We start from the raw sequence: 12,095 nt of genomic DNA on the forward strand, positions 1-12,095 counted from the left end.
ACCTCTTTAAACACCTTAATTTTACAATAACTATACATTTACACATGATATTGTAAAAATAATGCAATAAAATTGTTTTTATTTTCATTGTTTTAATCTAAATGTTTAGGTATTTTTGTAAAAATCATAGTTTCTATATGGATATATCTGAAAAAACAAGTAATGACATTTCTTTTGAAGATTTTAGAGTTCAAATACTACAGGACTATAAAACTGCTTTTTTAAGCAGAACCTGCAGTCTACTTGGCAGAAAAGAAGTCTTAACTGGAAAAGCAAAATTTGGGATTTTTGGAGATGGCAAAGAACTTCCACAATTAGCTATGGCTAGATCTTTTAAAAACGGTGATTTTAGAAGTGGCTATTATAGAGACCAAACTTTTATGATGGCTATTGGAGTTTTAAAACCTAAAGATTTTTTCCATGCCCTTTATGCTACCACAGATATAGAAAAAGAACCAATGAGTGCTGGAAGGCAAATGATTGGACATTACCTTACCCCTAGCCTTAATGAAGATGGCTCCTGGAAGAATTTAGTACAACAAAAAAATACAAGTAGTGATGTTTCTTGCACAGCAGGACAAATGCCTAGGTTATTAGGCCTGGCTCAAGCATCAAAAATATATAGAAACTTAAAAGATATTGATGCCACTAATTTCTCTGAAAATGGCAATGAAATAGCATGGGGAACCATTGGGAATGCCAGTACTAGTGAAGGTATGTTTTTTGAAACTATTAATGCTGCTGGAGTACTACAAGTACCAATGGTAATAAGTATATGGGATGATGAGTATGGAATATCTGTTCCTGCAAAACATCATACTACAAAAGAAGATATTTCAAAAATTTTAAGCGGCTACCAGAGAACTAATGAGGAAAAAGGTCTAGAACTTTTAAAAGTAAAAGGTTGGGACTATACCGCGTTAATGCACGCTTATGAAAATGCTTCAGATATTGCAAGAACAGAACATGTTCCTGTTGTAATTCATGTAACAGAATTAACACAACCGCAAGGGCATTCATCCTCTGGATCACATGAGCGTTATAAAAGTGATGATCGTTTAGAATGGGAAAGAGAAAATGATTGTAACAAACGATTTAAAGAATGGATTTTGGAATCCAGAATAGCTTCTGAAGAAGAGCTAGAGGGTATAGAAAAAGAAATTAAAAAAGAGGTAAGGCTTGCAAAAAGAGAAGCTTGGTCAGAGCATCTTACGACGCAATTAAATGCCAAAAGAGAACTTGTAGGCTTACTAGAAAAAGCTGCAATTAAAAGTCCTAATAAGGTATTTATTTCTAAAATAAAGAATGACCTTATTGCTATAGATGAACCAATAAAAAAAGATATAGCAACTAGTGCTAGAAAAGCAATGCGATATCTTATTGGTGAAAACACTTTTGAAAAGCAAAATTTAATTTCTTGGACTAAAAACTATTTAGAGAGTGCACAAACAAAATTTAGCTCTAATTTATACAGCGAAAAAGAATCTAAAGCAACCAATGTTGCTATAACTAAACCTGCTTATGATGAAAATGCTGAGCAAGTGGATGGAAGAATAATTCTAAGGGAGAATTTTGACAAGCTTTTTAAAAATTACCCTGAGGCTTTAATTTTTGGAGAAGACACAGGTAATATTGGAGACGTAAACCAAGGATTAGAAGGTTTACAAGCCAAATATGGAGAATTGCGTATTGCAGACACTGGCATTAGAGAAACAACAATAATAGGACAAGGATTAGGAATGGCGCTTAGAGGATTAAGACCCATTGCCGAAATACAATATTTAGATTATATATTTTACGCATTGCCTACCTTAACAGATGATTTAGCAACAACATTATATAGAACAAAAGGTTTACAAAAGGCGCCACTAATAGTTCGTACTAGAGGGCACCGTTTAGAAGGTATCTGGCATTCTGGCTCACAAATGGGAGGGCTAATTCACCTTTTAAGAGGAATGTATATTCTAGCTCCTAGAAATATGACACAAGCAGCTGGTTTTTATAATACACTTATGAAGAGTGATGAACCAGCTCTTGTAATTGAAAGCTTAAACGGGTATAGATTAAAAGAACCTAAGCCAAATAATTTAGGGGAATTTACTGTTCCTATTGGCGTGGTAGAAACTGTAAAAGAAGGAACAGACATTACATTTGTATCCTATGGTTCTACACTAAGAATAGCAGAACAAGCTGCAAAAGAACTTATTGAAGTTGGTATTGATGCCGAAGTAATAGATGCACAGACTTTATTACCTTTTGATATTAACCATGACGTTTTAAAAAGTTTAGAAAAAACCAATAGATTACTAATAATTGATGAAGACGTTCCTGGTGGATGTTCTGCCTATTTATTAGACGAAATTGTAAACAAACAAGGAGGTTACAAATATTTAGATAGCCAACCAATAACACTTTCTGGAAAAGCGCATAGACCCGCTTATGGGTCTGATGGAGATTATTTCTCTAAACCAAATGCAGAAGATATTTTTGAAAAAGCATATGAGATTATGAACGAGGCTAACCCATCTGATTACCCTAAACTAATGTAATACAACCTCTTTTAATTTAAAGAGGTTAAATAATCTTAACCAATAGTTCTTTTAGTAAATCTGATGAAGTAGATGCGCTTGCTCCTACTCCTTTTCCTTTTAAATCCATTTCTCTTAAATGAGAAATTATTTGACTTACCTTACGCATTGGGTAGTTTTTGGCAGCGATCTGAAATTCACTAACAAAATATGGATTTATACGTAATTTACTAGCTACATTTTTAGGAGAATGATCCTTTAACCCATGATATTGCAAAAGTTGCGTAAAAAATGAATTCAATAAGGTTATTGTTAATATAAATGGGTTGTCTTTGGGATTTTGGGCAAAATAATTAATTATTCGCGTTGCCTTAACAACATTACGCTCTCCAATAGCTTTTTTTAATTCAAAATTGTTATAATCTTTACTAATGCCAATATGCTCTTCAATATGTGCCGGAGTAATTTCTGTATTTTTAGGTAATGCTAATTTTAATTTCTCCAGCTCATTACTAATCTTACTTAAATCAGTACCCAAATAGTCCACAAGTAAAATTGCAGCCTTGTGCGATATAGTGAATCCACTTGAACGAAGAACTTTCCTTAACCAATCAGAAACTTGATTTTCATAAAGTTTTTTACTTTCAAAAATTACGCCTTGCTTTTTAACCTCTTTGTATAGATTTTTTCTTTTATCAAGCTTTTTATATTTATAACAAACAACTAAAACAGTTGTCATCTGAGGGTTTTTAACATATCCTAAGAGATTCTCAATAGTTCTAGACAAATGTTGCGCTTCTTTAATTATAACAACTTGGTAAGGAGCCATCATAGGATATCGCTTTGCATTGCTAACAATATCATCTATAGAAACTTCTTTTCCATACAAAACCATTTGATTAAACCCTCTTTCTTCTTCAGAAAGAACATTTTTTTCAATGTACTCCGATATTTTATCAATATAATAAGGTTCTTCACCAAACAAAAAGTAAATAGGCTTTACATTACCTGCCTTAATATCCGATACAATTTGTTTTACTTCCTCCATTAAAAAAAAATCATCAAATTTGTGAAATGTTACCTTTAAACTTTAAGAAATATAACTTTCGATTCAAAAATAGCGAAAATAAGGTGCAAATTTTTGATGTTGTTCGTAAAAAATTTGTGCAATTACAACCAGAAGAATGGGTAAGACAAAATGTTATTCATTTTTTGGTAGAAGAAAAAAAGTATCCATTAAGCCTTATTAACGTAGAAAAACAACTCACAATCAACAAATTAAAAAAAAGATATGATATTGTCATTTTCAATCCAGACGGTAGTATAGAGCTTTTGGTAGAATGTAAAGCTCCAAAAATAAAAATTACCCAAAATACTTTTGATCAAATAGCAACATACAATATGCAATTAAATGCAAACTTTTTAATGGTTACTAACGGATTGCAACATTTATACTGTAAAATGAATTTTATAGAAGAAAAGTACTCCTTTTTAAGGCAAATTCCTGATTTTAGCCGTTAATTTGCACCGTTTTGAATATAGCAGTTGTAATACTTAATTGGAATGGAGAGGTACTTTTAGAAAGATACCTACCTTCTGTAATGCAGCATTCTGAAGGAGCAGATATTTATGTAGCAGATAACGCCTCTACAGATGACTCTATTTCTTTTTTAAAAAATAACTACCCAACTATAAAAATTATACAAAATTCTAGCAATGGTGGTTTTGCTAAAGGGTATAATGATGCTTTACAACATGTTAAAGCAGATATATATTGCTTATTAAACTCCGATGTAAAAGTTACTAAAAACTGGTTACCTCCAATTATAAAAGCTTTTAAAGATATTCCTGACGCATCTATTATTCAACCAAAAATACTAGACCATATGCGTAAAGACTATTTTGAATACGCTGGAGCTGCAGGTGGTTATATAGACCAATTAGGCTACCCATTTTGTAGAGGAAGAATTTTTCAGGCCTTAGAAAAAGACTCTGGGCAGTATAATGATATTCAAGAAATTTTTTGGGCAACGGGCGCATGTATGTTTATTAAAAGTGAAGTTTTTCATAGCTTAAACGGTTTTGACGAAGATTATTTTGCACATCAAGAAGAGGTAGACTTATGTTGGAGAGCAAAAAATGTTGGACATAAAGTTTTTTATGTTGGCACATCTAGTATTTATCATCTTGGCGGTTCTACACTAAGTAACATGAACCCAAAAAAAACATACTTAAATTTTAGAAACTCTCTTTTTTCTATTACAAAGAATTTACCCTTAAGAAAAGCTTTTATTATTATTTTTCTAAGACTTTTATTAGATGGTATTGCTGGCATTCGCTTTGTTTTTCAATTAAAACCCAAACATTGTTTAGCTATTATAAAAGCACATTTAAGCTTTTATAAAAACTTTAGAAGAATGTATAAAAAAAGAGAAAAGAAAAATTTTATAAATAAATACTATGCTACAAAGTCCATAGTGTGGTCTCATTTCGTACATCAAGTAGCAAGGTTTAGTAATTTAGTAAAAGATTAACTAAATTACAGTATATATAATTTTGCAATTGTATAATTTTGGTGTTTATTTAATTAGATAACCATTAATAAAATATAAATTATTTAAATATTAAGTTTTAGAACTATGAAAAAAGTTATTTTAGGATGTTTAGGAGTAACCCTTTTGTTATCTTCATGTGTATCTCAGAAAAAGTATGCTGAGTTAGAGGCCAAAGCAAAAGAAACTCAAGATTTGTTAAATTCTGCTACAGTTAAATTAAATGACTGTTTAGAAGATAATGCAAAAATTAAAACTTTAGAAGATCAAAATGCTTTTCTTAAAGCAAACAATCAAGAGTTAATTAACAACATGGGGAACTTAACTACCCTAACTACTAAAGGTGCCGAAAACTTAGAAAAATCTTTAGAAAGCTTACAAGAAAAAGATTTAACTATTAGAAAGTTAAACAATGCAATTACACGTAGAGATTCTGTTAACCTATCTTTAGTACAAAGTCTTAAAGGTGTTCTTGGTAACTTAGATGATGAAGATATTGAAATTAGTGTAGAAAAAGGTGTTGTTTTTGTTTCTATCTCTGATAAATTATTGTTTAGCAGCGGAAGCTATAACATTACCAGCAAAGCAAAGAAAGTACTTGGAAAAGTTGCGCAAGTTGTAAACAACAAACCAGATTTTGAATTCATGGTAGAAGGACATACAGATGATGTACCTTATAGAAGCGGTGTTTTACAAGATAACTGGGATTTAAGTGTTAAGCGTGCTACTGCAGTTGTTCGTATACTTCAGAATGATTATAATGTAGATCCTAAGAGAATGACTGCTGCTGGTAGAGCAGAATTTGTTCCTTTATCTACAACAGAAAAATCTAGAAACAGAAGAACAAGAATTGTAGTACTTCCAAAAATTGACCAATTTTATAGTATGATTGAAGAAGGAATGAAAGATCCTGCAATTGGAGGAAAGTAATTTCTAAAAATATATAAATAGAAAAGCAGCCAAATGGCTGCTTTTTTTATTTACAAAATAGTATTATAATATATCTAAACTTCCTTTCCCTTCTCTTATAACTTCTTGCTTGCCTTCAGACAAGTCTATAACAGTAGAGGCAACATTATCTCCATAACCACCATCAATAACAATATCCACTAGATTATTCCACTTTTCATAAATAAGTTCTGGATCTGTTGTATACTCTAACACTTCATCTGCATCTCTAATAGACGTAGATACAATAGGGTTTCCTAACTCTTCTACCAAAGTCCTAGCTATAGCATTATCAGGCACTCTAATACCTACTGTTTTCTTTTTCTTAAAATCTTTTGGTAAATTATTATTTCCAGGCAAAATAAAAGTATAAGGTCCCGGCAAAGCTCTTTTAAGTATTTTAAAAGTTGCTGTATCTATTTGCCTAACATAGTCGGACATATTACTTAAATCTGCACATATAAAAGACCAATTTGCTTTTGCTAATTTTATTCCTTTAATCCTAGCAATTTTCTCTAATGCCCTTGTGTTTGTAATATCACAACCTAAACCATAAACAGTATCTGTAGGGTATATTACCAAACCTCCTTTACGCAAAACATCAACAACACGTTGCACCTGTTTTGGATTTGGGTTTTCTTCATATATTTTTATTAGTTCTGCCATAATACACCCTAAAGGACCTCTAATTTAGCAAAACGAAGTAACAATTTTTTTATATCTCCTTTATCAAATTGTATTTCGGCTTTACGATCGCTACCAATACCTTCTAAATTTAATACCTTTCCCCTACCAAACCTTGTATGGTTTACTAAAGAACCAACCGAAAGCCCAGGGTCTATAGTATTTGTATTCCCTACAGGCTTAGACAATTCTGGTTTAATTTTTCTAAGTTTTCGCAATTGATTTTCAGTAGGTTTACCAACTAAAGGTGGGGTTCCTCTTTTAGGTTTTGTTTGCCTAAGTTTACTTTTATCTACTTCTCCAAAAATATCTGTATCTACAAAAGATTTATAACGATAACCACCATCTACAGGTGTTAAGTTTTCTATGTACTTTTCATCAATCTCCTCAATAAACCTACTAGGTTCAGCATCTATTAATTTACCCCAGCGATATCTATTTTGTGTATACGTTAAATATGCTTGTTTTTCTGCTCTTGTTAATGCCACATAAAACAGCCTTCGCTCCTCCTCTAACTCACTACGAGTATTCATACTCATCCCAGAAGGAAATAAATCCTCTTCCATACCAACAATATAAACATATGGAAATTCCAAACCTTTAGACATGTGTATGGTCATTAACGCTACTCTATCATCATCTCCAGGATCATTATCAAGATCCGTAGCAAGAGCTACATCTTCTAAAAACTCACTTATATTTCCTGTAGCACCATCTAATTCTTTCTGTCCTTCAACAAAATCTTTAATACCGTTTAAAAGCTCCTCAATATTTTCCATACGAGCTATACCTTCTGGAGTACCATCTTTTTTAAACTCTAATAGTACACCGGCTTTTTTAGCAACATGCTCAGAAAGTGTAAAAGCATCGGTAGTTTCGTTCATTATCTGAAAACTCTGTATCATGGTAATAAAGTCTACCAATTTCCTTTTAGTTCCTGCATTAATTTTTAAATTAATACGGTCTAAATTCTGTATAACTTCAAAGATAGAACGTCCGTAATGATTAGCTGCAACCACTAATTTATCTATTGTAGTTTGCCCTATACCTCTCGCTGGAAAGTTTATTACTCGCTTTAAGGCCTCTTCATCTTTTGGATTTACTACCAATCTTAAATATCCTAAAACATCTTTTATTTCTTTACGTTGGTAAAAAGAAAGTCCGCCATAAATTCTATACGGAATATCTCTTTTTCTTAAAGCATCTTCAATTGCTCTGGATTGCGAATTGGTTCTATAAAGTACCACAAACTCACCATTATTAAGCTGGTGTTGCATTTTATTTTCAAAAATAGAACCTGCAACAAACCTACCTTCTTCTGCATCGGTAATACTTCTATGTACTTTAATAGCCGGCCCTTCATCATTATCGGTCCAAACTACTTTATCTAATTGTGTTTTATTGTTTGATATTACAGAGTTAGCAGCATTTACAATATTTTTAGTTGATCTATAATTTTGCTCTAATCGATACATTATTACATTATCGTAATCTTTCTGGAAATTTAAAATATTACTAATGTTAGCTCCCCTAAAAGAATAAATACTTTGCGCATCATCCCCAACCACACAAATATTTTGAAATCTATCTGAAAGTGCTTTAATAATTAAGTATTGTGAATGATTCGTATCCTGGTACTCATCTACCAATATATATTTAAACCTTTCTTGGTATTTCATTAAAACTTCTGGAAACCTATTTAAGAGCTCATTTGTTCTAAGTAAAAGGTCATCAAAATCCATAGCCCCAGCCTTAAAACAACGATCCACATATTGTTGGTAAATTTCCCCCATTCTTGGCTTTTTAGCCATAGCATCAGCCTCTACTAATTCTGGGTTATTCAAGTAAGCTTTTACCGTAATTAAACTATTTTTATAGGATGATATTCTACTTTGCACTTGCTTGTACTTGTAAATATCTTTGTCTAAACCTAATTCCTTTATTATAGAAGAAATTAAACGCTGGGAATCTTGCGTATCATAAATTGTAAAGTTTGGTGGGTACCCCAATTTATTACCGTCTACACGTAAAAGTTTTGCAAAAACAGAATGAAAAGTTCCCATCCATAAATTTTTAGCATCAGAATTACCAACAATACTGGCAATCCTTGCTTTCATTTCACGGGCTGCTTTATTTGTAAAAGTAAGTGCCAAAATATTAAAAGAATCTACTCCTTGCGCCATTAAATGGGCTATTCTAAAAGTAAGCACTCTTGTTTTTCCAGAACCTGCTCCTGCAATTACAATCATTGGCCCATCTTTATGCAAAACAGGGGCTTTTTGCGCATCATTTAAACCATCAATAAAACTACTCAAATCCTAATAATTTTTAGAACTGTGAATTTAGCCATAATAACTGTTATCCAAAAGCTAGTAAGAAGAGATTTATGAACAATAAAGGTAGATTCCTTATAATTTGAATATATTTAGTAATTCAATTAAATACCATGAAAAACATACTACTCTTTTCACTTATACTTTGTTGCTCTTGTGCAATTGCTCAACAAACAATTTCAGAATCGGAATATAACAATATAGAAGAAAAAGTAATTTCTTGGCGAAGGGATATTCATGAAAACCCAGAACTATCTAATAGGGAATTTAAAACTGCAGAAAAAATAGCAAAACATCTTAAATCTTTAGGAATAGAAGTAGAAACTAAAGTTGCCCACACAGGAGTAGTCGGAATTATAAGAGGAAAAAAAGACGGAAAAGTTGTAGCACTAAGAGCAGACATAGATGCGCTACCAGTTACTGAACGTAATAATCTACCTTTTAAATCTAATGTTACTTCTACATTTCTTGGAGAAAAGGTTGGCGTTATGCATGCTTGCGGACATGATACGCATACTGCTATATTAATGGGAGTTGCAGAAATTTTAGCAAAAAATAAAGAAAAAATAAACGGAACTATAAAATTCATTTTTCAGCCTGCTGAGGAAGGCCCACCTCCAGGAGAAGAAGGTGGAGCTAAACTTATGATAAAGGAAGGAGTTTTAAAAAATCCGGATGTAAATGCCATTTTTGGGCTACATATAAATTCTGAAACTCCAGTAGGAACAATAAAATACAAGTCTGGAGGTACAATGGCTGCGGTACAGCGCTTTGTAATTAACGTAAAAGGCAAACAAACACATGGTTCGCAACCATGGAAAGGAATAGACCCAATTTTAATCAGTGCCAAAATAATTGATGGTTTACAAACAATAATTAGTAGAGAAGTTAACCTTACTAAGGAAGCTGCTGTAATTAGTGTAGGCAAAATTACAAGTGGTGTACGTTTTAATATAATTCCAGAAAGCGCAGAACTTATTGGAACCATTAGAACACTAGATTATGATATGCAGAAACTAATTACAAAAAGAATGCAAGAAATGGTACCATCTATAGCTAAAACATATGGCGGAGAAGCCACAATTATATTAGAAAATTTTACAGATATAACCTATAATGAACCTTCTCTTGTTGCTACAATGCTACCTACATTACAAAAAGTAGCTGGTATAGATAAAGTACAGCAACAAAAGGCAGTCACTGGTGGCGAAGACTTTTCATACTTCCAAAATGAAGTTCCTGGATTTTATTTTTTCTTAGGAGGAATGAGTCCTGGTTGTACAGAATCTTTTCCTCACCATACTCCAGATTTTAAAATTGACGATAGTGGTTTATTATTGGGTGTAAAAGCACTTACAGAAATGAGTATTGACTATTTAAACAATTAATTTTTCTTTAAAACTTAAAAGTAACTTTGTTTATATTTTGTATTATTTTTGATGCAATTTTTTAGTAAAATATAAATATATTTATGGATACTATTCTTGAATTTCTTTCAAACATTTCATGGTGGATGTGGGTTATAATTGCTCTTGTCTTAGTTGCAATTAGAGATATATTTATACAACGAGCACATACCATAAGTCACAATTTTCCTATAGTTGGTCATCTTAGGTATTGGCTAGAAAGTATTGGTCCAGAAATGCGTCAATATTTTGTAGCAAATAATAGAGAAGAATTACCTTTTAATAGAATTGAACGTGGTTGGATTTATGCTTCTGCAAAAAAAGAAAACAATTATGAAGGTTTTGGGTCTGATAGAGATTTATATGCGCACCAACATGTTTTTATAAAGAACCAAATGATGGCATATAACCTGCCTGAAAATCATCCAAACAAAAAAGACACTTCCTTTTTACCCTGTGCAAAAGTAATAGGAGAATACAATAAAAGAAAAAAACCTTTTAGACCAGCCTCAGTAATAAACGTATCTGCAATGAGTTTTGGTTCATTATCTGCAGCTGCAATAGAAGCCTTAAATAAAGGAGTGCATAAAGCAGGAGCTTATCATAACACCGGAGAAGGTGGTCTTTCTCCTTACCACAAAAAAGGCGGTGATGTAGTTTTTCATTTTGGAACAGGTTATTTTGGTGTTCGTAGTAAAGAGGGAAGTTTATCTATAGAAAAACTTAAAAAACTAACACAAGAAAACCCTTGCATAAAGGCAATTGAAATTAAACTATCTCAAGGAGCCAAACCTGGAAAAGGAGGAGTTTTACCGGGAGCAAAAATTACACCTGAAATTGCAGAAATAAGAGGCGTAGAAGTTGGTAAAGATGTACTTTCTCCTGCAACCCATAAAGCTTTTAGCAACGTAAAAGAATTAATGGAACTTATAGAAGTTATTGCTAATGAAACTGGGCTTCCTGTTGGTATAAAAGGGGCTATAGGAAAATTAAAACAATGGGAAGAACTTGCAGATATTATGCTAAAAACTGGTAAAGGACCAGATTTTATTACTGTAGATGGTGGCGAAGGTGGTACTGGTGCTGCTCCCCCAAGTTTTGCAGACCACGTTTCTTTACCATGGGTTTATGGTTTTTCTAGCTTATATAGAATGTTTTCCGAAAAAGGACTTACAGAGAGGATTGTATTTATTGGAAGCGGAAAGTTAGGTTTCCCAGCTAAAGCAGCTATGGCATTTGCCATGGGAGTAGATTGTATAAATGTTGCAAGAGAAGCAATGATGAGTATTGGTTGCATACAAGCGCAAGTATGCCATACCAATAGATGCCCTGCTGGTATTGCAACGCAAAGTAAATGGTTACAAAACGGTATAAATGTTCCTTTAAAGTCTGATAGATTAGCACAATATTTTAAAACATTTAGGAAAGAATTTTTAGAAATTACCCATGCTGCAGGCTACGAGCACCCGTGCCAATTTAACATGGATGACGTTCAAGTAAATGTTGATGATACCGATTTAAATAGAACTTTAAGAAGTACTTATAAATATCAAAAAACTGAAGTTCCATTTAATGGTGTTCAAGAACTAAATAATTGCCCACATTTAGGCAATATTAAATAACCTTAATGTGTTATTTTTGTAA

At 32.3% G+C, this 12,095-nt stretch carries 9 protein-coding genes; 6 read left to right on the plus strand and 3 right to left on the minus strand.

Annotated elements, in window-relative coordinates; all coding sequences use genetic code 11:
- Window positions 1-137 precede the first annotated feature (137 nt).
- The gene (locus Q0820_RS05995) at window positions 138-2,549 is read left to right on the plus strand and encodes a thiamine pyrophosphate-dependent enzyme (protein ID WP_298486053.1); all 2,412 of its coding nucleotides are present in this window, start codon (window positions 138-140) and stop codon (window positions 2,547-2,549) included.
- Window positions 2,550-2,574: 25 nt separating this feature from the next.
- On the opposite strand, the gene holA is transcribed toward Q0820_RS05995, so the two are convergent.
- Window positions 2,575-3,576: a DNA polymerase III subunit delta gene (gene holA / locus Q0820_RS06000; RefSeq protein ID WP_298486055.1), complete on the minus strand. Its 1,002-nt coding sequence runs from the start codon at window positions 3,574-3,576 to the stop codon at window positions 2,575-2,577.
- 26 nt (window positions 3,577-3,602) lie between these two features.
- Between holA and Q0820_RS06005 the strand changes: the two genes are divergently transcribed.
- The 3 genes from Q0820_RS06005 to Q0820_RS06015 all read left to right on the plus strand — a co-directional run bounded on the left by Q0820_RS06005 (window position 3,603) and on the right by Q0820_RS06015 (window position 6,010).
- A complete protein-coding gene (locus Q0820_RS06005) occupies window positions 3,603-4,049 on the plus strand; it encodes a type I restriction enzyme HsdR N-terminal domain-containing protein (protein WP_298486057.1) in 447 nt (148 codons plus the stop codon).
- Window positions 4,050-4,060: 11 nt separating this feature from the next.
- Window positions 4,061-5,062 (plus strand): glycosyltransferase family 2 protein, encoded by a 1,002-nt coding sequence (locus tag Q0820_RS06010; protein WP_298486059.1) that lies wholly within the window; start codon window positions 4,061-4,063, stop codon window positions 5,060-5,062.
- A gap of 105 nt (window positions 5,063-5,167) precedes the next feature.
- Window positions 5,168-6,010, plus strand: coding sequence for an OmpA family protein (locus tag Q0820_RS06015; RefSeq protein ID WP_298486061.1), 843 nt, complete (start codon window positions 5,168-5,170; stop codon window positions 6,008-6,010).
- Between the two features lie 63 nt (window positions 6,011-6,073).
- On the opposite strand, the gene Q0820_RS06020 is transcribed toward Q0820_RS06015, so the two are convergent.
- Both Q0820_RS06020 and Q0820_RS06025 read right to left on the minus strand, forming a co-directional pair.
- A complete protein-coding gene (locus Q0820_RS06020; RefSeq protein ID WP_298486062.1) occupies window positions 6,074-6,694 on the minus strand; it encodes an L-threonylcarbamoyladenylate synthase in 621 nt (206 codons plus the stop codon).
- An 8-nt stretch (window positions 6,695-6,702) separates the two neighbouring features.
- Window positions 6,703-8,961 carry an ATP-dependent helicase gene (locus tag Q0820_RS06025; RefSeq protein ID WP_298486702.1) on the minus strand — a complete coding sequence of 753 codons (2,259 nt, stop codon included), beginning with the start codon at window positions 8,959-8,961 and terminating at the stop codon, window positions 6,703-6,705.
- Window positions 8,962-9,158: 197 nt separating this feature from the next.
- Between Q0820_RS06025 and Q0820_RS06030 the strand changes: the two genes are divergently transcribed.
- Window positions 9,159-10,433 carry an amidohydrolase gene (locus Q0820_RS06030; RefSeq protein WP_298486063.1) on the plus strand — a complete coding sequence of 425 codons (1,275 nt, stop codon included), beginning with the start codon at window positions 9,159-9,161 and terminating at the stop codon, window positions 10,431-10,433.
- Between the two features lie 83 nt (window positions 10,434-10,516).
- A complete protein-coding gene (locus Q0820_RS06035) occupies window positions 10,517-12,073 on the plus strand; it encodes an FMN-binding glutamate synthase family protein (protein WP_298486064.1) in 1,557 nt (518 codons plus the stop codon).
- Window positions 12,074-12,095: the final 22 nt, after the last annotated feature.

Source organism: uncultured Maribacter sp., assembly GCF_947495965.1.
GTDB lineage: Bacteria > Bacteroidota > Bacteroidia > Flavobacteriales > Flavobacteriaceae > Maribacter_B.